General features: G+C 34.6%; 23 protein-coding genes. 16 read left to right on the top strand and 7 right to left on the bottom strand.

Features of this window, described 5'->3' with window-relative positions; all coding sequences use genetic code 11:
* The first annotated feature begins 147 nt into the window (after window positions 1-147).
* From FCR2A7T_RS14880 to FCR2A7T_RS12560, 15 genes are all read left to right on the top strand, one after another.
* Complete coding sequence (locus tag FCR2A7T_RS14880; RefSeq protein WP_023571691.1) at window positions 148-735, top strand: hypothetical protein; 588 nt, start codon at window positions 148-150, stop codon at window positions 733-735.
* A 122-nt stretch (window positions 736-857) separates the two neighbouring features.
* Window positions 858-1,001 (top strand): hypothetical protein, encoded by a 144-nt coding sequence (locus tag FCR2A7T_RS15240; RefSeq protein ID WP_023571690.1) that lies wholly within the window; start codon window positions 858-860, stop codon window positions 999-1,001.
* Between the two features lie 18 nt (window positions 1,002-1,019).
* Window positions 1,020-1,337, top strand: coding sequence for a hypothetical protein (locus FCR2A7T_RS12620; protein ID WP_023571689.1), 318 nt, complete (start codon window positions 1,020-1,022; stop codon window positions 1,335-1,337).
* Window positions 1,338-1,479: 142 nt separating this feature from the next.
* Window positions 1,480-1,905 carry a hypothetical protein gene (locus FCR2A7T_RS12615; RefSeq protein WP_023571688.1) on the top strand — a complete coding sequence of 142 codons (426 nt, stop codon included), beginning with the start codon at window positions 1,480-1,482 and terminating at the stop codon, window positions 1,903-1,905.
* 202 nt (window positions 1,906-2,107) lie between these two features.
* A complete protein-coding gene (locus FCR2A7T_RS12610) occupies window positions 2,108-2,512 on the top strand; it encodes a hypothetical protein (RefSeq protein ID WP_035118437.1) in 405 nt (134 codons plus the stop codon).
* Window positions 2,513-2,741: 229 nt separating this feature from the next.
* Window positions 2,742-3,875, top strand: coding sequence for a hypothetical protein (locus tag FCR2A7T_RS12605; protein WP_035118434.1), 1,134 nt, complete (start codon window positions 2,742-2,744; stop codon window positions 3,873-3,875).
* Between the two features lie 292 nt (window positions 3,876-4,167).
* Window positions 4,168-4,965, top strand: coding sequence for a DUF6576 domain-containing protein (locus FCR2A7T_RS12600; protein ID WP_023571685.1), 798 nt, complete (start codon window positions 4,168-4,170; stop codon window positions 4,963-4,965).
* An 11-nt stretch (window positions 4,966-4,976) separates the two neighbouring features.
* Window positions 4,977-5,411 carry a hypothetical protein gene (locus tag FCR2A7T_RS12595; protein WP_035118431.1) on the top strand — a complete coding sequence of 145 codons (435 nt, stop codon included), beginning with the start codon at window positions 4,977-4,979 and terminating at the stop codon, window positions 5,409-5,411.
* Between the two features lie 10 nt (window positions 5,412-5,421).
* Window positions 5,422-6,219, top strand: a complete 798-nt coding sequence (locus FCR2A7T_RS14875) for a hypothetical protein (protein WP_023571683.1) — start codon at window positions 5,422-5,424, stop codon at window positions 6,217-6,219.
* A gap of 8 nt (window positions 6,220-6,227) precedes the next feature.
* On the top strand, window positions 6,228-6,701 hold the full coding sequence (locus tag FCR2A7T_RS12585; RefSeq protein WP_023571682.1) for a GNAT family N-acetyltransferase: 474 nt from the start codon (window positions 6,228-6,230) through the stop codon (window positions 6,699-6,701).
* A 2-nt stretch (window positions 6,702-6,703) separates the two neighbouring features.
* Window positions 6,704-7,639 (top strand): ADP-ribosylglycohydrolase family protein, encoded by a 936-nt coding sequence (locus FCR2A7T_RS12580; protein ID WP_023571681.1) that lies wholly within the window; start codon window positions 6,704-6,706, stop codon window positions 7,637-7,639.
* Window positions 7,623-8,186 carry a hypothetical protein gene (locus FCR2A7T_RS12575; RefSeq protein WP_035118429.1) on the top strand — a complete coding sequence of 188 codons (564 nt, stop codon included), beginning with the start codon at window positions 7,623-7,625 and terminating at the stop codon, window positions 8,184-8,186. Before FCR2A7T_RS12580 ends, FCR2A7T_RS12575 begins: the two co-directional genes overlap by 17 nt.
* 539 nt (window positions 8,187-8,725) lie before the next feature.
* On the top strand, window positions 8,726-11,086 hold the full coding sequence (locus tag FCR2A7T_RS12570) for a T9SS type A sorting domain-containing protein (protein ID WP_023571679.1): 2,361 nt from the start codon (window positions 8,726-8,728) through the stop codon (window positions 11,084-11,086).
* A 539-nt stretch (window positions 11,087-11,625) separates the two neighbouring features.
* Window positions 11,626-12,051, top strand: a complete 426-nt coding sequence (locus FCR2A7T_RS12565; RefSeq protein WP_035118427.1) for a hypothetical protein — start codon at window positions 11,626-11,628, stop codon at window positions 12,049-12,051.
* A gap of 208 nt (window positions 12,052-12,259) precedes the next feature.
* Window positions 12,260-12,589 carry a YegP family protein gene (locus FCR2A7T_RS12560; RefSeq protein ID WP_023571677.1) on the top strand — a complete coding sequence of 110 codons (330 nt, stop codon included), beginning with the start codon at window positions 12,260-12,262 and terminating at the stop codon, window positions 12,587-12,589.
* A gap of 51 nt (window positions 12,590-12,640) precedes the next feature.
* On the opposite strand, the gene FCR2A7T_RS12555 is transcribed toward FCR2A7T_RS12560, so the two are convergent.
* The 7 genes from FCR2A7T_RS12555 to FCR2A7T_RS12525 form a co-directional block, all read right to left on the bottom strand.
* Window positions 12,641-13,669: a M28 family metallopeptidase gene (locus tag FCR2A7T_RS12555; protein WP_035118425.1), complete on the bottom strand. Its 1,029-nt coding sequence runs from the start codon at window positions 13,667-13,669 to the stop codon at window positions 12,641-12,643.
* 63 nt (window positions 13,670-13,732) lie between these two features.
* Window positions 13,733-14,755 carry a DUF3667 domain-containing protein gene (locus FCR2A7T_RS12550; RefSeq protein ID WP_023571675.1) on the bottom strand — a complete coding sequence of 341 codons (1,023 nt, stop codon included), beginning with the start codon at window positions 14,753-14,755 and terminating at the stop codon, window positions 13,733-13,735.
* A gap of 134 nt (window positions 14,756-14,889) precedes the next feature.
* The gene (locus FCR2A7T_RS12545; RefSeq protein WP_394330455.1) at window positions 14,890-15,612 is read right to left on the bottom strand and encodes an LOG family protein; all 723 of its coding nucleotides are present in this window, start codon (window positions 15,610-15,612) and stop codon (window positions 14,890-14,892) included.
* 33 nt (window positions 15,613-15,645) lie between these two features.
* Window positions 15,646-18,477 (bottom strand): excinuclease ABC subunit UvrA, encoded by a 2,832-nt coding sequence (uvrA, locus tag FCR2A7T_RS12540; protein WP_023571673.1) that lies wholly within the window; start codon window positions 18,475-18,477, stop codon window positions 15,646-15,648.
* Between the two features lie 84 nt (window positions 18,478-18,561).
* The gene (locus tag FCR2A7T_RS12535) at window positions 18,562-20,382 is read right to left on the bottom strand and encodes a chloride channel protein (protein WP_023571672.1); all 1,821 of its coding nucleotides are present in this window, start codon (window positions 20,380-20,382) and stop codon (window positions 18,562-18,564) included.
* Between the two features lie 74 nt (window positions 20,383-20,456).
* Entirely contained in the window at window positions 20,457-21,122 is a 666-nt protein-coding gene (locus tag FCR2A7T_RS12530; protein ID WP_035118424.1) for a DNA alkylation repair protein, read from the bottom strand.
* A complete protein-coding gene (locus FCR2A7T_RS12525; protein ID WP_023571670.1) occupies window positions 21,122-21,706 on the bottom strand; it encodes an acyl carrier protein phosphodiesterase in 585 nt (194 codons plus the stop codon). The genes FCR2A7T_RS12530 and FCR2A7T_RS12525 overlap by 1 nt, the downstream gene beginning before the upstream one ends.
* 121 nt (window positions 21,707-21,827) lie before the next feature.
* On the opposite strand from FCR2A7T_RS12525, the gene glmM reads away from it, so the two are divergent.
* Entirely contained in the window at window positions 21,828-23,216 is a 1,389-nt protein-coding gene (gene glmM, locus FCR2A7T_RS12520; protein WP_023571669.1) for a phosphoglucosamine mutase, read from the top strand.
* The last annotated feature ends 6 nt before the right edge of the window (window positions 23,217-23,222 follow it).

Below are 23,222 nucleotides of genomic sequence, written 5' to 3'. Positions count from 1 at the left end.
GTTTTTACCTAGTTTGGTTTCAATCGCAATAATTTCCAAGCTTAATTTTTTTTAAACATAAATTAGATAAAAACATAAATGAATATGATACTTTAAAAACATATAAATTAGATATGATTTTCTATTCTAAATACTATGGTATAAATTATGAAAAGTGAAATAACGCAACAAGAAGTAACTGATTTTTGGATAAGGGTATATTTTGATACCACAAGTGGTTTAGAAATAGCTGCCATAAAGAGAGCTTACCGAGATTTAAGCAGAACATTGATAAACTTTCCAAAAGATGAAAACAAAAAGAGTTCTTTTAGAGAGAAGTGGCTAATTGCATTACTTCCAAAAATTGAAGAGGTAAGATCAAAAGAATTCATAGATTTTGTAGAATTTACCATTTGGCATCAGTCAGCGTGTTATGCTCTAAGAACCGCTAACGATGAATATCATTTAACTCAGGGACAAGCTCAGAAATGGATAAATATGACCTTGAAATATTTATTTGCAATGGGAGAATCCAGAGTAAAAGGGATAACTAAAAACTATCATCATTTTCATGTCCCAATAGACAGTATCATCATGGATAAATTTCAGGGGTTTGGTATTCCAAAATTAGAAATGCCTTGGAGTAAAATAAAAGATTATGATACATACTACAGCTACCAACAATTAGTTAGAGATACCTTCAAAGGTAAAATTCCGTTAGATGTTGAATTTAAATTATTCAATCAAATAGGTTAATGGATTATGTTGGTATTTATTTGATTTTCAAGAAAATAAAAATATTGCTATTAAGGATTAAAATTGAAAACATTTAAGGTTAAGGAAATAAAATTTGCATAATTCATTTTTTTTCTTTATCTATGTACCCAGCATCAAGAATCACTCTTTTAGGTGATGCCAACCGATCAACTCACGACACGGTGGCTCAGAATGCGGAACAATCGTTCAAATGTGTTGAGAAATCAAAACTCTTTATCGCATTTCACGATGTAACAAAAATGTAAATTTTAAATTGTTATATTATGAATACTTGTAGCTCGAAAGCCATTACTACAGACTACCTTCACGAAGGGTTGTATGAGGAAACCGTTAACCTGCAAAACGCTAGTGTTGATGTTTTTTCAGTCATTAAAAATGACACCATCAGAATTCTAATTTCTGTCAATCACAACCAAATCAACACACTTTTAAATCTTACAGGTGTTCAGCCTTATGAATTGCTGTATTTTGATGAAAATAAAAATTTTACCGGAAAAGCGTTTAGCCTTTTTACCGGTGCAGCTCCTTTTCATATTCAAACCACTGCGCATTATATTTTGTTAAATCCGTTATTTAAATAGTAACAAAACATTTAATCATTAAAAAAACTCCAAACATATTTATTATGATACTAGAAATTTATGGAATTATTGCAGTTATTATTATCTATTGTATTTGTAAAGCCGAATATTAAATTTATTATATTTATAAAAGGTAATTATTATGATAAAAGGTACAGTAATAAGTTTTGAAGAAAATAGTTTTTCTGTTGAAAAAACGGAACAATTTATAGCCGACCACGATTTAGCTTGTAAAACAATGAGATCAAATGATTTTATTAGTCTTTTTGAAAAATATGATTTTACAATATTGGAAAATCCAAATGATGTTTTGTATAACATTATTGATTTCATCGGACGTTGGGAAGACGATGAAAAAGGAGCGGAAATTATTGAAGTAATAAAATCAGATTCTGCATGTTTATTTTGTAATATCGGAAACCCAGTAGTTGCTTACAAATGGATATACAAATACAATAAACTAAGAGATTTAGAAGGTAGGATTGTTTATGAAAAGAAGTTTGGTTTTAGATTTGAATTCAAAAATAATCAGTTAAGCCATTACGGATATTGTAATTCTTTTCGTTAATGAGTTTAAATTAATCATAAGCACGGCATAAAAAATCATTACTGGTGAAATGTTTTTTTTGTGTAAACTAAGACTTAATATCTGAATAGAGTTATAGTATGAAAAGTAAGTATATAGTATTTTTTTATTTGTTTTTATCCTACGGTTCATCCTATTCTCAAAAGCATAATCCTATTTTTTTCTCGAAGTATCCGAGGCTTGGATGGGAAGTGAAAACATTACATCTCAGGCTATAACAGGAAATCAAAGATTGATTATCTATACAGATAATAAGTCAGGTGTATTAGGGCTTACAAATGCTATTGTAAAAGACAATACTATGAGCTATGGGGTCATTACTGATGTAAATACAAAATCGTTTCTCAATCAACAAAATGGTTATTATCAAAAAGAGTATGATTTTAACTGGAAGTATCAAAACACTTATAACGACAAAACAGGCATGGCTCAGGTAAATTTAAAAATAAGTCAAATTGATAGTAGCTATGATTATTTTGGTGAAATTACCATCCAAAATTCCTATGGATTATTTTTAAAATACAAAGGACCGATATTTTTTAAAACCGATATTTTTGTTCTTGATTATCTTGTTGAGAAACTTAAATAATTCTTACTCTAGTTACCTGATTTTCTATAATAAATCACACTAATTACTTTTGAGATAGCTTTTAATTACTATTCAGTTATTAAAATTTCATTACCTCATTCAGCTGCACAAAAACCGTCTTTAGTCCAAGTATTCCTAAAGCCGGTTCTTTGTTTGCTTCATTTCGTTAATTTCTATTTCTAAAAGGCTTCTCGTATATTTATTAGAAATTAATATAGTCGGGTATTTTATGAACACAAAGGAATTTATACGGAAAGAACTCTACGATTTAGTTTGGTCAACTCCAGTATCAAAATTAATCCTAGAGTATGCAATATCGAATGATGGCTTTAAAAAACTTTGTAAACAGTTTGAAATCCCCCTGCCAAATAGCGGATATTGGGGTAAATTGAAATTCAACAAGGAGGTTATAAAGGAAAACCTCAATTCAACCTTTAACGGAGAAGACAAAATTATTTTAACCATAAGAGAGGAAGGAAATCCAATAAACGTAGACCAAACCCCACTTACGATAAGAATTAAAGAAATCGAAAGCGATCCAAAAGCACCTTTAATAGTTCCTGATAAACTAATCAAGCCGGATATTTTAATTCAAAATACCAAAACAGTTTATGACAACAGAAAAAATAAAGGTTTTAAATGGGATGATAAAATAGATACGGTATCAATTTATGTCGAAGAATCAAATTATAGCAGAGCACTTCGAATAATGGATACTTTCGTTAAACTGTTACGGTATAGAGGGCATATCTTTAGGAGAGATAGAAATAATAGAGGTCCACGCATTGTTGTAAACGATGTTGAGTTTTATTTTGAACTTAGAGAAATGAACAAAAGAATTCCGTCTGATAGACCATATGGTTCTTCAACTTATATTCCAACAGGAATTTTAGTTATAAAAATAGGAGAGAGTTATAAAGCTAAAGAATGGAAAGATGGTTCTACAAAATTAGAAAACCAATTGGCAAGAATAGTAGCTAAAATTGAATTAGAAGCACAGAAGGAATTAGAATGGCGTGAAGAATGTAGATTACACCATATAAAAATGGAAGAAGAGAAAAAAATACGAAAGGAATTTGAAGCGCGTAGAGATAAAGAATTCGCCAGAACCAAAAAGCTTTTTTCAGATTCAGAAAAATTCAACAAAGCAACTATTTATAGAAACTACATAAAAGCAACAGAAGAAAAAGCAATAGCAGAAAACAATTTAACCGATGATTTGAAAAGTTGGCTAAAATGGGCCAACAATAAAGTAGATTGGTTTGATCCTTTTATAAATAGGGAAGATGAACTCTTAAATGATAAAGACAAGGAAGATTTAGATAAACCCAAACAAACCAATCCTAATTACAATAGATACTAAAATGACATAAAACAACTGCTCTTGCGGTGGCTTGCTATCATTCTGAACTTACCGAAGGACTGAAGCAAAAGAACTATCATTTGCATGCGAAGCTTTTCAGGAAAATTGTGGGTTATATAAATTTTATTCAGGCACTTGCGAGAATAATAATCCACAATTAAAATAATTTTAAAATTTAACAGAAAATATTTTTTTTAAAAACTCATGAAAAATTAAATAAATGTAGTTTTCCTAAATCAAACGGTTATATATTTACTATTATTCGTTGAATCATAAATTAAAATTTACATGTATGACTATATCAAACAAAAAAATTATTGCTCTTGATTTACAGAATGTCAAAGTTGAGAATCTTGAAAATTGGCTATCCGAATCAGATTTAATTACAAGTAATTTTACAAGGTTATATTTAGTGAAAACTGTTTATGAGAACTCCACTTCCAATAATCCAATAGAGTTAGTCTATTTAATCAATAATTTCATTTTCGGAGTATCGTATAAAAACACTTTTCCGAAAATAGAATTTATTAAAGAGGTCAAACAAGATTTAAAGCTTTTAGAGCCTATTTCATTATCATCATTGAAATTATACCGCAGTGCATTAATAGACTGGATTTTCAATCATAAAAGAGAAAATGAATTGATTTCATTGGCTATACATAGTCAACAAAAATACAGTGAAGAAGATAAATACCAATTTGCCGATTTCACATCGTGCATAAGTGTAATAGATGCTGAGGATTTAGGTTTTCATTTGGACCATTTCTTTAAGCCTTTAAACCAAAAATTCAAAGAAATTCATCAGTTTTTCAAAAACAAATATGATGTTCCTAATGTCCTGAAAAATGTTAGCCTTACTAAGGTCTATTTTTTAGATAAATGGATATTGGGTTATTCGTTTCAAATGGAAGGTTCAACAGAAGAACATTTTTTTTGGAATATCTTTCTGGAAGATAAATTATTACTCATGAACAAATTTGCATTCGATGAGCCAATTCAGTACAACGTTGATATGATCTTGGATAAAATCACATCAAAAGGTATTGAAAGTTTGACTTATGAAGAACAAAAATATATGCATAATCTGTAAGTTTTTTAAAAATGGTAAAAATTCTTAAACCACCAATTATTTTCAAAGGTCAAGTGATTTTGCGGTATCTCGGTAGAAATCAGATTTTTATTCAAAAAAGGACTTTGATTCCAATTTCAATTTTTGATTACGATCATGCAATAGGAGAAGAATTAGTTATTTCGATGTCTATGTATGATGGTACAGAAATCAAAATAAGTATGATTTCAGCAAATTTATACATTAAGAAAAATGGGAATTATAGTTTAATGGAAGATCAAAGTTTTTGCGATTTTGAAATGCACATATCAGATAAAATGTTAGTTTTTGATGGCCAAATAAGTTATGAAAATACGTTTTCGGAAATCTTTAACTATAAGGAAGATTTTACCGCTACGATAATTACTAAGGCAGAAAATAACCTTATTGAAATTTGGAAAAAACACGAAAAATTTATTATTAATTAAAATTCATAATATGGAACTTAAAACAATAGAAGAATTAAACCAAATCGGTTTTGAAAAAATTGGAGAGTGGAAAATTAATAAAAGAGGAGCATTAGATTATGAAATAACAACTGATAAAACAACAGAAGTTCTGTATTCATTTGTAAAAGTTGACAATCAGAAGGAAGAAATTATTTACATAGGTAAAACAATACGAACTATAATAAATAGGTTAAATGGTTATAAGAAACCAGGAAATAGTCAATTTACAAATATTAGAATTAACAAAGAAATATTGAATCTATTAAAGAGTGATCTAAATGTAAATATTTATCTTTTTAAATGTAATGATGTAATTACATATAAATCCCATAATATAAATTTGGCCGCTGGATTAGAAGATACCTTAATAAAATATTTTAAACCAAAATATAATTTACATGGTAATCAAAGAATTATAGATGATGTCGAACTTAGTGAAAATTTAATAAAATTAACCAACGATATGAATGACGACAAAAATTGCCAGAATCATTATTTGATAGAAAAAACAACAACAGTATCAAATTTGGAAGGAAAAATTAATTTAGGAAATGTTCCTTTTAGTTTCTTACCGGAATATGGGGAAATAATAAACATTTATTTAGGCGATATTGTTTTGCAGGCTAATTTTATTAACGGAAATAATAATGGTGGGAATAATCCAAGGATAAATTGTGTAGCAATTGGGAATTGGTTAAGAGAAAATGGAATTAATGTTAATGATAATTTTTATATTAAAATTTGTAATAATAATTCATTCTATTTTTCAATTAATAAAATCTATTAAAAAATAATATGTTCTCAATCCAACAAGCCACTAAAGTATATGCAGAACCCATTGTAACATTATGGTCAAAACTAATGGCTATACATAAGGAATGGGATGCTGATTATTTTTCTGAAACAGAAGATAATATAAATCATTATAGAAACGACATCGAATACGCTATTGAAGACACTACTCAAGTAGTATTTGTTGCTATTTATGAAGATCAAATAGTGGGGTACATCACGGCTGGTATAGTCTTTTTTTCAAATTCCTATTACAACATGGATTCACATTGCGAAGTTGGAGATATTATGGTAGATACTGCTTATCATAATTCGGGTGTGGGTTCAAAATCATTAGAAGAAGTCAAAAAATGGGCAGCACAAAAAAATGTAAAAACCATTCAATTAAATGTGTTTTCAAAAAACCAAAAAGCTATTGATTTTTTTACCAAACAAAATTTTCAACCCTTGTTTTCTAAACTAGAATTTAAAATTTAAACATGAACCAAAATCTCCTTTCAAATATTGTTCTTGGTGTTGCAATAGGCGATGCAATCGGTGTACCGGTTGAATTCGAACCACGTCTAAAGCTGAAACAAAATCCCGTAACCGGTATGCGCGAATACGGTACACACGACCAACCCAAAGGCACATGGTCAGACGATACTTCGTTAACTCTATGCCTTGCAGAAAGTATTGTGGAAGGATTTGATTTGCAACAATTGGCTAATAAATTTGTTGCTTGGAAGAACAACAATCATTGGACCCCACACGGATGGGTATTCGATATCGGAATCGGTACACGTATAGCTATCGACCGACTTGAAAAAGGTGAACAACCCGAATATGCCGGAGGTTTTGAAGAAATGGACAATGGTAATGGTTCGTTAATGAGAATTCTGCCTCTTGTACTGCTTACAGTAAATTTATCTGCAGAAGAAAGTTATTCTTTAACCAAAAAAGTGTCCTCCCTCACCCATGGCCATGTACGTTCTGTAATAAGCTGCTTTTATTATTTGGAATTCGCTAAAAAAATTATTGAAGGAATAACTCCTTATGAAGCATTCGTGTTGTTGCAATCAGAAGTAACTGAGTTCTTAATAGAAAAGAAAATTAATCCCGATGAAATAAGCAAATTCAATCGATTATTGCAGGGAAACATCGCTTTGTTGAATGAAGAAGATATTAAAAGCTCCGGCTATGTATTGGACACTTTAGAAGCGTCCGTTTGGTGTTTACTCACAACTGGCAGTTACGAAAAAGCAGTTCTAAAAGCAGTTAATTTAGGTCATGATACCGACACCACCGGAGCAGTAGTCGGAGGATTGGCAGCATTGTATTACGGTATTGAAGCCATTCCTAATAATTGGTTACTCAGCCTGGCAAGATTAGAGGATATTAACAATTTATGCAATCAGTATGAAAAAGTCATGTAATAAAATCGGTTTAAGATTTTTCTTTTTTTGGTTATTAACTCCTTTGATTAATATGTATGCTCAGGAGGGTTTGATTTTCTATCAAAATGATAAAATAAAGCTTAGTTTGGAAAAAGGAGGTGTAAATCAAACGTTTAATTTTAAAAATTTTGAGGAGAACGAAACAGTAAAAGTACAATTCCGTGTATTTAATAACTCAAAAGTTTTTTTAGGATCGGAAACTTTTACCGAAAACAAAAAACTTATAGAACAGTACCGTTCAAAATATTTAAAGATGGCTGTTGAAAAAAACAGAAATATGCATGATATTGAATATGATGAAAGAAAATTTAAAATAGTTACAGAAAAAAGTAACAATAGAATCAGATTCTATTATTATCATTCGAAGGTCAATAGTAAGGAAACTGTAAACCAATCATGTGCGAAAACATATAATAATACGAGTAAATCAGATTGGTTATATTTTGGTAATACTGATTTTTTAATTGAAATTTCAATCAACGACAAAATCGAAGTATTCAAAGAGTACAATTTAAATAAGATGTGATACAGTCTTAAGGTCATAACTATTCATTTCATTAATTGATCAGATGGCATATTTATTGAATTTTTACTTCGAAAATTATAATTTAAAGGAATGAATTTTTTATTTATATTTGATTTTATAATTGAAAAAGTGTACACGATTTGTGTACACGATTTGGTGAAAATTAGTATAAATCATATACTCTTAGCCCAGTAAATACGTTGATTTTTTTCGAAGATAAGATTGTGGTTCCGAAGGTCGCGGGTTCGAGACCCGTCTTTCACCCTTAACATTGGAAAGCCTCTGGGAAACCAGAGGCTTTTTTTATGAACTTTTTTAATAGTTACAGTAATACATGTGAACGAACTGAATCCTAGTATTATCTTTTTTTGCAAATATTATCTTGTAATTATATTTTTTCCTTCTGTTTGACTCACTAAATTTAGTGATGTGTGGGTCACTAGATTTAATGATTTTTTTTAAAATGATGTGTCGTGTTTTTAGGTTGTTTCTTTTAATTATTAATTTCGCCCAGTTTTACTATCAAATCTAAAAATATCATGAATAAATTTTACCTTCTGACTGTTTTTTTCTTCTGTTTTTTATACTCACATGCTCAGGCACCCTCTATACAGTGGCAAAAAGCATTAGGAGGAACAAATATGGATAAAATAGCTGACATAATTCAAACTCCAGATGGCGGTTATATTGCTGCTGGAGGTACATCATCTAGCGATGGCGATTTGACCAACGACAACAGCATTGCAAACGGATGGGTTGTAAAAATGAATAATTTAGGTGTTATTGAATGGCAGAGAACTTACGGTGGATTAGGAAGTGAAAGCTTTTCTAAAATTAAACTTACGTCTGATGGAGGCTATGTTTTAGTTGGTACAACAAACTCAACAGATGGAATTTTCTCGGTTAATCAAGGAGAAAGTGATGCTTGGGTAGTTAAGCTGGATGGAGTAGGAAACATAGTATGGCAAACTGTGTTAGGCAGTATAGAAACAGACTATGTATATGATATTAAACCGACAGCAGATGGAGGCTGTATTTTTGTAGGTGCTACAGAAGTAATCCATACTAGTGGATGGATTGGATGGCAAGATTATTGGATAGTTAAGTTGACTTCCACTGGGTCATTTCAATGGCAAAGAACATACGGTGGGACAACTGATGATTATGCACAAAACGTTTTGGAGACTTCAGATAATGGTTATTTAGTGACAGGTTATAGTCAATCTGACGATGGTGATGTGCTTGATAACCATGGGGATATGGATGTCTGGATATTAAAGTTGGATACAGCTGGTGCCATAGTTTGGCAAAGAAATTTAGGAGGCACTGGGGATGATTTTGGAGTGGAAGCACTTCAAACTGCTGATGGCGGTTATATTATTGCAGGTGATACCAATTCAAACGATGGGGATGTTGTTGGTAAATTGCATGAAGAATATGATTTTTGGGTGATTAAATTAGATGTTACAGGTAATATTGTTTGGCAGAAAACCTACGGTGGTTCAGGAACTGAATATCCCACAGGGATAGCACAAACAGCAGATAATGGTTATATTATATCAGGAGTAAGTCAGAATGCTAATGATGGAGATGTGACAAATAATCATGGGCTTACTGATTTTTGGATATTAAAATTGAATGGGAATGGCGTGCTTCAATGGCAAAAATCCTATGGAGGTAGCGAAAATGATTATCCAACTAATGTTGAACAAACTTTAGATGGAAGGTATATAGTTTCAGGTTTTACAGCTTCAGATAATGGTGATGTAGTTGGTTATCATGGAAATGTTGACGGATGGTTAATAAAATTAGATACTGGGGGTAATAATCTTCCTGTCCAACCTCAGTTTGCAAGTATTCAACAGCCTGTTTCAGGAAGTGTAGGTATTAATACAAACTTTATGGTTAGCGGTCAGGTATTTGTTGCAGGTTTAACCGATGTAGCTCCAAATGTTTCCGGTCAGGCTCCAGGAATTCAGGCTTGGATAGGTCTAAGTCCTGTTGGTCAAAATACAAATCCTGCTTCTTGGTCCAATTGGGTTCCCGCTACTCATAATGGCACCTATGTAGGAAACAATGACGAGTATTTTGCTAATATAAGCATTAGCGTAAGCGGTACCTATTACTATGCTACTAGATATTTATTAGATGACGGTTGTTATGTTTACGGAGGTATAAATAGTTCTGGTTTTGGTAATTTTTGGGATGGGGTTAATTATCAAAGCGGCGTATTGACAGTGACAGAGCCCGCAGTTCCATTACAAGGTGTATACAACGTAATGGTCGAAAAATTAAACACTACAGGTGGACCATATTTTTTTACAAATGAAACTGTAACTAATACTGCATTGAATCAATATAGAACAACCAATGTAGCTAATTATTATCCTCAAGGGGGAACACCGGGAAGTACAGGTACTGTTGGTTTAGCATATAATCAACCAGGTTATACATTTAAACGAGTTGGATATAATATTCTTGTTGAAGACCAGCTGCTTTTTGATTATTTTAGTAATCCAATTTCTCAAACACCAACACAATTTAATGCGAGTACTTACAATCCAACAACCGGAGTAATAATAATTGAATATACAATAATGTTTTCTGGTGTTCCTAGAGAATACCGTAGTACATATAATCCTGTAATCCTCGGAACTAATCAAATTATTGCAAATTCATTTTCTTATTATCCTAATCCTGTAAAGGAGGTTTTGAACTTATCCGGAATTGAATCTGATTTCAGTTATGAAATTTATAATTTTACAGGACAGCAAGTGGCGTTTGGTGATGTAAGATCAGGTCAAAATCAAATTAATATGGCTAATCTTGTTAAAGGTAATTATATTGTCAGAATAATTTCAGGAGCGGAAATTAGAACTATAAAAGTTATTAGAGATTAATAAAGTAAGAAAAGTTGCTGATTAACAAATGTTCTTGTGAAAATTGAGTTTTAAGATTTACTATAATGTAATTTTTAAAAATAAAAGAATTATTTATCTTGGAATTATTAAGAGTAAAAATTTATATTTTTTGCGTATACGATTTATTAAGAGTATTATTAATCATATTGCTTTAAGTATGTAAAATAGTTGACATAATTTAAAAATTCAAATTGTGGTTCCGAAGGTCGCGCGTTCGAGACCCGTCTTTCACCCTTAACATTGGAAAGCCTCTGGGAAACCAGAGGTTTTTTTATGAATCTATTTTAATAGTTGTAGAAATACATCTTAACGACCTGAAAGATCATACTTAGCAAGAGAACAAACTAGATAAACCCGCTAAAAAGTCTTCTGAATTTAGTCTTTTAAGATTTAAGACTGTGATAGTTTTGTATCTCTAAAATGTTCTTGAAATTCATACCTTTGGTTAACGGACTCTAGATTTTATCAGTAAGCTAGTTACAGGGCTAAAGTTCCAATAAAGCAACTTCTAATCGTATATGAGCATACAAGAACAAATCAAAGACTATATTAACAGTCAGCCTGAACGTAAACGCAGTGATATGCAAGAGTTGCATCATAGGATACTGTCTATGATGCCTGATTGTAAATTGTGGTTTCTGGATGGTAAAAACAGCGAAAACAAAACGGTTTCCAATCCTAATATCGGATACGGGCTTCACACCATAAAATACACCGATGGAACAACAAAAGAGTTTTATCAGATTGGTATGAGTGCCAACACTACCGGAATTTCTGTCTATATTCTTGGAATCAATGATAAAACATTCTTGGCAAAAACTTTTGGAAACAAAATCGGTAAGGCAAGTGTTACCGGATATTGTATTAAATTCAAATCGCTAAAGGATATTAATATCGAAATACTCCAGGAAGCTATAGAGTATGGGTTTAAGGCATCTTCCTGAGATTTATCGGGAGAAATAATGCATTAACTTTTAAATCCAATCGGCAATCAATATAAAACTGGAGGAATTGTAAACGTTTTTTTGGGGACTGTAAGAAACTTTTTTAATAATCAATTTCAGAAAAAATTTCAATCATAATAGAAATCTTACTATATTAGTAGGGCTTAATTTAAAGCAAATTAATAAGTAGAACATAAAAAAAACTATTATGGGATCATTTTTAATTACAAAAAGAGCAAACGGTGAATTTCAGTTTGTATTAAAAGCAGGTAACGGTCAGGTTATTTTAGCGAGCGAAGGATATACTACCAAAGCGGCTTGCGAAAACGGAATCGAATCAGTACGCAAAAATTCTCAGGAAGATGCTCGTTTTGACCGTTTAGTATCGAAAAACGGAAAACCGTATTTCAACCTGAAAGCAACTAACGGGCAAATCATTGGAAACAGTGAAATGTATGAATCGGAAGCTGCTCGTGAAAACGGAATCGAATCGGTTAAGAAAAATGCACCGGATGCAACTGTAAAAGAAGAGTTGTAATTCGCATTGAAAATAAAAAAGCTCCTCAATCGAGGAGCTTTTTTATTGTTTTTATTTTCCGTCTTTGTCTACCACAATGCGGTTTTCGCGGTTGGCCAATTCCCAAGCCAGGGCAAAAGCGAGTTTTGCTCTTTTGGTCAAAGCATCAAACTCGATTTTTTCCACTTCATCTGTTGGTTTGTGGTAGTCTTCATGAATTCCGTTAAAGAAGAAAATCGCCGGAACACCTTTTTTAGCGAAGTTATAATGATCGGAACGGTAATAAATCTGCTCCGGATCGTTTCTGTCGTTGTATTTGTAATCCAAACGAAGGTTAACATATTTACTGTTCATTTCTTCATTAATGGTATGCAATTCCGAACTCAATCGGTCGGAACCAATCACATATATATAATTGTTGTCGTTCGGATTTAAAGTATCACGTCTTCCCACCATATCAATGTTAATATCGGCAATCGTATTCTTTAAAGGGAATAACGGGTTTTCGGAATAATAACGGGAACCGTGTAATCCGTGCTCTTCTCCGGTTACATGAAGAAATAAAATAGAGCGTTTCGGACCTTTACCGGATTTTTTAGCTTCCATGAAAGCTTTTGCGATTTCCATTACAGCTACAGTTCCGGAACCATCATCATCAGCGCCGTTATAGATTTCTCCGTTTTTCATGCCCACGTGATCGTAATGAGCGGAAATAACCAAAATTTCTTCCGGTTTTTCAGAACCTTCAATATAGGCCCAAATGTTTTCAGAATCGTTCAGTTTCGGACTGAAGCCTTTTTTCATGAATTCGGACGGCACTTTTTGATAGTAACTGTCGGCACCTTTCGGGAAAGGAATCCCAAGTTTTTTATACTGATTGATAATGTATTCCCCGGCTTTTTTTTGTCCAGGCTCTCCAGTGTTTCTTCCCTGCATTTCATCGGAAGCAATCACATACAGATTCTTTTTGATGTTTTCCTGACTAATCGAATTCAGGTATTTTTCGGGCGTGCTTTTCTTGGTTTCAGCAATTTTCTGTTGCGAGGTACAACTTGCAAAACTCAACGAAAGCGCCATGCTCAGCATGATTATTTTCTTCATAATTTGATCGATGTTTTCATATTAGTAGCAAAAATAGATTTTTGTTTCACTTTAATTTATTTTTTATTGAATTGTCATTGCGGTATACAGGATATAGCAAACCAAAACAATCCAAAGAAAAACGAAATTTATGAAAAACAACGTAGAACTTTTAATAAAAGAGATAAATTTATTTTCACCATAGAGCCTTTTGTGGGCTTTGTAAAAATAAATAACCGGCCAAAGGAAGAAAGCGGTTCGAAGTAATCCTTGTAAAATATTGAATAGAATGAAATCGGTATAACTGAAAATCCATTCCGAAATGATAAACAAACTGGTGAGCAGAAGCAAAAAAGAGAAATAATGCAGCGTAAAAATACCGTGATCAAAATAATACCAGCGTTTTTTACCATGAAATAACCATAACCAAAAGGCAAAAATAGGTAAATAAAGAAAAAGGACTTTAGGTAAGTTTTGTTTGAAATGTAGCAGCGATTTATTGAAAGCTTGTCTAAAAGTATTGTGTTCGGCTACGGTAATCATTTTTTTGGTATACCAATATTGAATTTTACTCAGCTTCTCTTTCTGTGGAAGGAGGTTCTGAGATGAATCCAATGCTTTTACGGTTTTATATTGTCCGAACCAACCGTATTCGTCCATCCAGTTGTAGTTGTAGCGATTTTTCGTTTTCGGAATACTGTCACTGCTGTCCCATAATTTAAGGTTTGCAGCATTCTCAGATTTAGTAAATTTTACTGGTGAATTTTCACCTCCAAGTTTAAGGTCTTTCTCATCAATCACAAAACCGGAAAGAAAAAAGGTAACGAAACTTATAAAAATATAGAGCTTTACCGGAAGCACAAAGCGTTGTCTTCTGCCGGAAAGGTATTCCCGGGTCAATCGGGCAGGGTAGAAGAGCAGGTATTTCATCGTATTCCAGAAACTACTGTCGTAATGAATCAGATCTTCCACAAAATGAGTAAAAAGATAATGGAAGGATTTTCGGGTTTCGGTATTTTCCTGTCCGCATTGCGGACAAAAGCGTTCTTCCACAATATTCCCGCAATTCAAACAGGTTTTGTCTTCACGAAGTACACCTTTACTCATAGCTGTTTCTTTTAACCTTTAAATTTAAAAAGAAATAGGGTTTGAATAAGTGTTTTCTGTATAAAATGCTGATTTTTAAGATAAAAGGTATAAAGCATAAAAAAAGCTCCCAATTTTGAGAGCTTTTAGTATTCTTAGAAATTCGGACTAAGATTGTATTTTTTGTAGAAGGTATCCAGCACTTCCAAAACTTCATCTTCGGTATCTACCACTTTGATAAGGTTCATGTCTTCCGGATTAGCATTGTTTTCTTTATCGATAATGACGGTTTTAATCCAATCCAATAATCCGCTCCAAAATTCTCTTCCCACTAAAATGATAGGGAATTTACCAATTTTTTTAGTTTGGATTAAGGTAACGGCTTCAAACAATTCGTCCAATGTTCCAAATCCTCCCGGCATTACCACAAATCCCTGAGAGTATTTCACGAACATAACTTTACGTACGAAGAAATAATCAAAATTCAGGTTTTTGTCTTTGTCGATATACGGATTGTAATGTTGCTCAAAAGGCAATTCAATATTCAAACCTACTGAGGTTCCGTTACCAAGATGGGCTCCTTTGTTACCGGCTTCCATAATTCCGGGTCCGCCACCAGTGATTACACCATATCCGGCCTGACTGATTTTATAAGCAATCTTTTCAGCCAATAAATAATATTTGTTATCCGGTTTTGTTCTCGCCGATCCGAAAATCGATACACAAGGACCAATTCGCCCCATTGATTCGTATCCGTTTACGAATTCGGACATAATTTTAAAAATTGCCCAAGAATCGTTAGCGCGTATTTCGTTCCAGGTTTTTTGTTTGAACTTATCCTGGATTTTGTCGTCGTCACTTAAAAAATCATCTTTCATCATTTTCTTTTTCGTTAAAATTAAAACAGCCTGCTAATGTAATTCTTTTTTCAAAAACTGAGCAGTGTAGCTTTTTTTATTTTTGATGATTTCTTCCGGTGTTCCTTTGGCAATTAATTCGCCTCCGCCTTTTCCGCCTTCATACCCAATGTCGATGATATAATCAGCAAGTTTGATTACGTCCATATTGTGTTCGATAATTAAAACGGTATTGCCTTTTTCAACCAGTTTGTTGATTACATCCATCAAGACACGAATGTCTTCAAAATGCAATCCGGTTGTGGGTTCGTCAAGAATATAAAAGGTGTTTCCGGTGTCTTTTTTAGACAATTCGGTTGCCAGTTTGATACGCTGTGCTTCACCGCCGGAAAGCGTTGTACTTTGTTGTCCGAGGGTAATATAACCCAAACCAACATCCTGAATAGTTTTAATTTTGCGATAAATTTTCGGAATGTTTTCAAAGAATGGAACGGCTTCATCTACCGTCATCGCCAATACATCTGAAATCGATTTTCCTTTGTAACGGATTTCCAATGTTTCTCTGTTGAAACGTTTGCCCTGACAGGTTTCGCATTCCACATAAACATCCGGAAGGAAACTCATCTCGATAGTTCTCACACCCGATCCTTCACAGGTTTCACAACGCCCGCCCGAAACATTAAAACTGAAACGTCCGGGTTTATAGCCACGAATCATGGCTTCCGGAGTCTGGGTATACAAACTTCTGATTTCCGAAAAAACATCGGTATAAGTGGCCGGATTGGAGCGTGGTGTACGGCCAATCGGGCTTTGGTCAATATCAATTACTTTATCAATATGTTCCAAACCTTCAATTTTCTTGTACGGCTGCGGTTTTTTAACAGCATTAAAGAAATGGGCGTTCAGAATAGGGTAAAGTGTTTCGTTAATTAATGTCGATTTACCGCTACCTGAAACTCCGGTAACGCAAATCAATTGTCCGAGTGGAAATTCAACTGAAACATTTTTAAGGTTATTTCCTGTCGCACCACTAAGTTTGATGGTTTTTCCGTTGCCTTCACGACGTGTTTTCGGAACGGCAATTTCCATTTTTCCGTTAAGGTATTGTGCAGTAATCGTATTTTCCTGTAACAATTCTTTCGGTGTGCCTTTGCTGATGATTTCACCGCCAAAACGACCGGCTTTCGGACCAATATCAATCACATAATCGGCACGTTCAATCATGTCTTTGTCGTGTTCCACTACAATTACGGAGTTTCCGATGTCACGCAGTTGTTCCAACGAATGAATCAGTTTTTCATTATCCCGCTGGTGCAACCCAATACTTGGCTCGTCCAAAATATAAAGCACCCCCACCAACTGAGAACCAATTTGTGTGGCCAGACGAATACGCTGTGCTTCACCGCCGGAAAGTGATTTTGAACCTCTGTTTAGGGCTAAATAATTTAATCCGACATCAACCAAAAAACTCAGGCGTGCTTTAATTTCTTTTACGATTTCAACAGCAATAACTTTTTGTTTTTCAGATAAATGATTGCTTAAATCGTTAAACCAATCGCACAATTCATCAATATCCATCGCCGATAATTCGCCAATGTTTTTCTCATTAATTTTAAAATACAATGATTCTTTTCGTAAGCGCGAACCATGACATTCCGGACATTCGATTTCGTCCATGAATTCTTTAGCCCAACGTTTTATCGATGCTGAACCGCTTTCGTCATATTGGTTTTTAATGAAATTCGAAATGCCTTCAAAATCGATTTTATAATCTTTCGTGATGCCCATAACTTTAGACACGACTGAAAATTTCTCATTTCCGCCATTCAAAATCATGTCCATTGCTTCTTGCGGAATGGTTTCTATGGCATCGGTTAATTTGAATCCGTATTTTTCTCCGATAATTTCCAGCTGTTTGAAAATCCACGAGCTTTTTTGTTCGCCTAACGGAGCAAAACCACCTTGTTTGATGGATAATTTAGGGTTTGGGATGATTTTATTCAGATTGATTTCGTTCACCGTTCCCAGTCCGTTACAATGCGGACAGGCACCTTTCGGAGAGTTGAACGAAAAATTGTTCGGTTCCGGATTCGGATAGGAAATTCCGGTGGTCGGACACATTAAATTTCTACTGAAATAACGAACTTCCTGACTTTCCTGCTCAATAATCATCATGATACCATCACCGTGGTACATCGCAACTTTAATGCTTTCAGTTAATCGTTTGTCGATATCTTCCGTTTGTTCAATTGCCATTCGGTCGATAACAGTTTCGATATCGTGGGTTTTGTAGCGGTCAACTTTCATTCCGTATTCCAAATCACGGATTTCACCGTCAACGCGTACTTTTACAAATCCCTGTTTGGAAATTTGTTCAAATAACTCCCGATAATGTCCTTTTCGGGAACGGATTATCGGTGCTAAAATATTAATTCGTTTTCCGTTGAAATGCTCGAAAATCAATTCTTTAATCTGCTCATCGGAATACGAAACCATTTTTTCTCCGGTATTGTAACTGTAAGCTTCTCCGGCTCTGGCAAACAATAATCGAAGGAAATCGTAAATCTCCGTAATGGTTCCAACGGTGGAACGCGGACTTTTACTGGTGGTTTTCTGCTCGATGGCAATTACAGGGGAAAGTCCGTCGATTTTATCTACATCAGGACGTTCTAAACCGCCCAAAAACTGACGTGCATAAGCTGAAAAGGTTTCAATGTAACGGCGTTGTCCTTCGGCATAAATGGTATCGAAAGCCAATGATGATTTTCCCGAACCCGAAAGCCCGGTTATCACCACGAGTTTCTCACGCGGAATGACAACATCTATATTTTTAAGGTTATGGACGCGGGCGCCTAAAACTTCAATCGTATTCTCTGAATCTAACATAATTAGCTGTGTAGTTGTGCAAAACGCAAAGGTACTGTTTTGTGGCTAATTTTTAATAGAAGCGTTGTAAAGAAAATAGAAATTTTATTCGATTCGCAAGGATTTCAATTTTTCGCGATAGGCATCCAGAATATCAACTTTCGCAATGTATCCCAAGCAGGTTTTGTCTTTTAAAACGAAAAGCAGTTCTGAATTGGAAGTTTCAAATTTCTCCATCACAGTTTCCATGACTTCATCGTAGCAAACCGTTTCTTTTGGAGCTTCGATAACATCGCTTAGAGGGGTATATTTCTTCTGAAAATCGTTGAAGATAATCGAACGGACAGTATCAAAACTGATAATTCCTTCAAATTCATTTTTTTCATTAACCACCGGAAAAACGGTTTGCTTGGTTTCCGAAAGTAAATTTGCTACATCATCAAGTTTTGCAGTGTTAGGAATCGTGACAAAATTGGTTTTTATGTGCTTTGATAAATCGATAGAAGACAGGATGTTTTTATCTTTATTCGTGGTGAAAACTTTACCGGAATCGGCTAGGTTTTTAATATCCATCGAATGGCCTTCCATATTTTTGGAAATGATAAAACTTATCGACGACACAATTAAAAGTGGTACCATTAAACCGTAGCCGCCGGTAATTTCTGCGATAAGGAAAATAGCGGTTAAGGGTGCATGGAACAATCCGCTAAGTAAACCTGCCATACCTACTACCGAAAAATTGCTGATTGGCAAGTCTTTATCGATTCCAGTCAGCTGAAAAAATTTGGCCACAAAAAAACCGAGATACGAACCTACAAAAAGGGAAGGAGCAAAGTTTCCGCCATTACCCCCGCTGCCTAACGTTAGTCCGGTTGCGATAGATTTAATCATTAAAGTTACGCCGATGAAAGCCAACAGCATCCATTCGTTCGATTTGTGTTCGTCAAGAATGGTGTTTTCCAGCAGCACTCCCGGATTTGCGGAAGATAAGGCTTTAATACTTTCATACCCTTCACCAAACAACGTTGGAAAGAAGAATATCAGTACCGCTAAAAGAGAAGCGCCAAACAAAGCTTTTTTATACGTAGACGATTTGAATTTACTGAAAAAATGTTCGACTTTCCTGAAGTTTCGCGCATGATACACCGAAACCAATCCGGCTAAAATTCCTAAGATGATGTAGTACGGAATATTGTGATAGTCAAAGGTTAATTGTCCTCTGAAGGTCAGTAAGATATCTTCTTTTAAAACCACTGTAGAAACCAAAGCGCCCGTTGCCGCCGAAATCATAATCGGAATGAATGCCGTAACACTCATGTCGGCTAAAATCACTTCTATGGCAAATAAAACTCCGGCAATTGGAGCGTTAAAGGCTGCTGCAATTCCGGCTGCTACTCCGCATGCTAATAATAACGTCCGGTCTTTGTAATTTAGTCGGTATTTTTGGGCATAATTTGATCCGAAAGCCGCACCGGTTATAGTAATTGGCGACTCCAATCCGGCTGAACCTCCCATGCCAACGGTTAAGGAACTGGTTATGATTTGCGCATACATTTGTTTTTTTGGCATAATTCCCGATTTGTTCGCTACGGCAATCATAATCTGCGAAGTCCCTTTTTCGATACTGCCATCGAGAAATTTTTTGATTACCCAAGCGGTCAGTACAATTCCGATCACGGGAAGTAAACTGTTGGAGTAGGGTAAATGTAAAATACGGTCGATATAATTAGCAAACCTAAAAACCCAATGGGCAAACGTTTTTAAAACAATTACAGCCAGTGCTGAAGAAATGCCGACCAAGACACAGGAGACATATAAAAACTGTCGATTGCTTAAAACGGATTTCAGTAAAAACAAAAAAGCTTCAAAACGCTTTAAGCTCTTACGAATCAATAAAGTGAAAACAGAAACTTTTTGGGCTGGCATTATATATTTTTTAGATTTCAAACGAATGAAATGCTAAAATAAGGCATTTTTATGAGAACACTGTTTTAAAGAAATTATAAATTTCTCAAAGCTTCCCGTTTGCTTAGTGGTTTTAAATCGGTTTTCACTACAAATTCCGTTACCTCTTTTGGGTTGAACCGACTATAATCACGCAACGCCCAACCAATCGCTTTCTGGATGAAAAACTCTTTGGAAGCTTTGTGTTTTTCGCAGATTGAAAACAATAGCTCTGCATCGGTTTGGGCTTTGTAATCCAATTGGAAAAGAATAGCCGAACGGTTCAGCCACATGTTTTCGGAGGATGCAAATTGATTGATTACCTTCGGAATTTCTTCCGGAAACTGAGCCAAATAATTTCCTAAAAGATATTTGGCAATAGTATCCACGCTGTCCCACCACGAATGGGTTACAATCATTTTTTCGATAAGTTGAACGTCTTCTTTCCGGTACTTTTTTTTCAATTCCTTCATCAGGATTTCAATTCCACAATAATGAAATTCGCGTTCTTTCATTGAAAACAATTCCATAACGATTTCCCGGGCATGCTGTTTTACTTCTTCTTTGTGAAGCTTCCAGACTTCCTTAAATAAAACTCTTCTTGGTGTGGTTTTGATGCCGAAAAAAAAGAAATTGTTTTTCATGTAGGCTTCCATGGGAACAGCAGTTTCAGCGGAAGCAACTTTGCGGAATTCTTGTTCCAGATTATTAGTAAAAGTCATTATAAAATAGCCATTTTTTGTTGCACGTGAGCGCGTAATTCTTCAAAAAAAGCAGTGAATTCCGTTTCGAATTCGGTATAATATTCCTGTAGTTCATTAACTGCATTTTGCATTGAAACGCGGTTTTTGGTGCGATAATCCATCTGAAATAAAATCATCCCGATACCTTCAATCGTTGCATAACTCGCCAGCCAATTCCGTCCAATCATGGAAGGCATCATGGCTTGGGTTTTTGGGTTGAGCCAATCGTAATTATCGCGTAACGACTGATAAAAACGTTCGGCGTAATCTTCCAGTTTTTCATCAGAATACCTTGCCCAGTTTTTTGCCAGAAAATGATCGTAGAAAATATCCATAATCACACCCGAATAATGTCCGTAGGCTTCATGCAAGCGGTGTTTGCTCTTTCGGAAAACAGGATGCGCATCAGTAAACGTGTCGATAGCTCGGTGTAACAGAATTCCTTTTTGCACATCAACGGGAAAGTGTTCATAGTCGTGACCACGGATGCCGTCCGCTATGAAATTCCCGATTTTTATCAGGTCGTTATTTCCGGAAAGATAGATGTGTGCTAAGAAGTTCATTTATTTAGTTTCTGAGTTTCTAAAAAACTTTAATTGTAAATATATGAAAAAACTTAGCAACTAAGTAACTCAGCCACTAAGCAACTTTCATATATTTGTAGTTACAAAAAATGAAATTCATATGACTTTAATAAAATCAATCTCCGGAATCCGTGGTACTATTGGCGGTAAAGTAGGGGATAACCTAACACCTGTTGATGCAGTGAAATTCGCATCGGCTTACGGAACTTTTTTAAAACAAAACAGTTGGAAAGAAAAACTAACCGTTGTAATTGGTCGTGATGCCCGAATTTCCGGTCCGATGATTCACAATTTGGTAGTTAATACACTTGTTGGTTTAGGCATTGACGTAATCGATTTAGGTTTGTCGACCACACCAACGGTAGAAGTAGCCGTTCCGATGGAAAAAGCAGATGGTGGAATTATTCTGACGGCTTCCCACAATCCGAAACAATGGAATGCGCTGAAATTGCTGAATGCAAAAGGAGAGTTTTTAAACGGAGCGGACGGAGCGAAAATCCTTGAAATTGCAGAAGCCGAAGCTTTTGATTTTTCCGACGTGGACAGTTTAGGTACCGTTACTGAAAATGATGCATACATGGACATTCACATTGATGAGGTGCTGAATTTACCTTTGGTAGATGCTGATGCAGTTGCCAAAAGAAAGTTCAAGGTTGTGGTTGACGGAGTGAATTCTTCGGGTGGTGTTATTATTCCGAAATTGTTGGAACAAATGGGCGTTGAAGTAGTGAAATTGTACTGCGAACCTAACGGTCATTTTCCACACAATCCGGAGCCATTAAAAGAACATTTAGGTGATATCTGTCAATTGGTAGTAAAAGAAGAAGCCGATTTTGGAATTGTTGTCGATCCGGATGTAGACCGTTTAGCGTTTATTTCCAACGATGGTGAAATGTTCGGCGAAGAATATACATTAGTGGCTGTTGCCGATTATGTTTTGAGCAAAACTCCAGGGAACACAGTTTCCAATATGTCATCATCCAGAGCATTAAGAGATATTACTGAAAAACATACCGGAAGTTATCAGGCCAGTGCCGTAGGTGAAGTAAATGTGGTAGAACTGATGAAATCGACACACGCGATTATCGGAGGTGAAGGAAACGGCGGAATCATTTATCCGGAAAGTCATTACGGACGTGATTCATTAGTGGGTGTTGCTTTGTTCCTTACGCATTTGGCCAATATGGATATGACAGTAGCTGAGTTAAGAGCGTCTTATCCGCAATATTTTATGAGCAAGAATAAAATCGAACTGACTCCGCAAATTGATGTGGAAGCTGTTTTAAAAGCAATGACCGAAAAATACGCATCTGAAAATATTTCAACGATTGATGGAGTGAAAATCGATTTCCCAACGGAATGGGTACATTTACGAAAATCAAATACCGAACCAATTATCCGTATTTATACCGAAGCACCAACGCAAAATGCAGCCGATGTTTTAGCGGAACGTTTTGTTAATGAGTTAAAACAGATTGCCGGAATTTAAAACAGA

The organism is Flavobacterium cauense R2A-7 (assembly GCF_000498475.1).
Classification (GTDB): Bacteria; Bacteroidota; Bacteroidia; order Flavobacteriales; family Flavobacteriaceae; genus Flavobacterium; species Flavobacterium cauense.
This window is presented reverse-complemented; position numbering and strand designations above follow the sequence as displayed.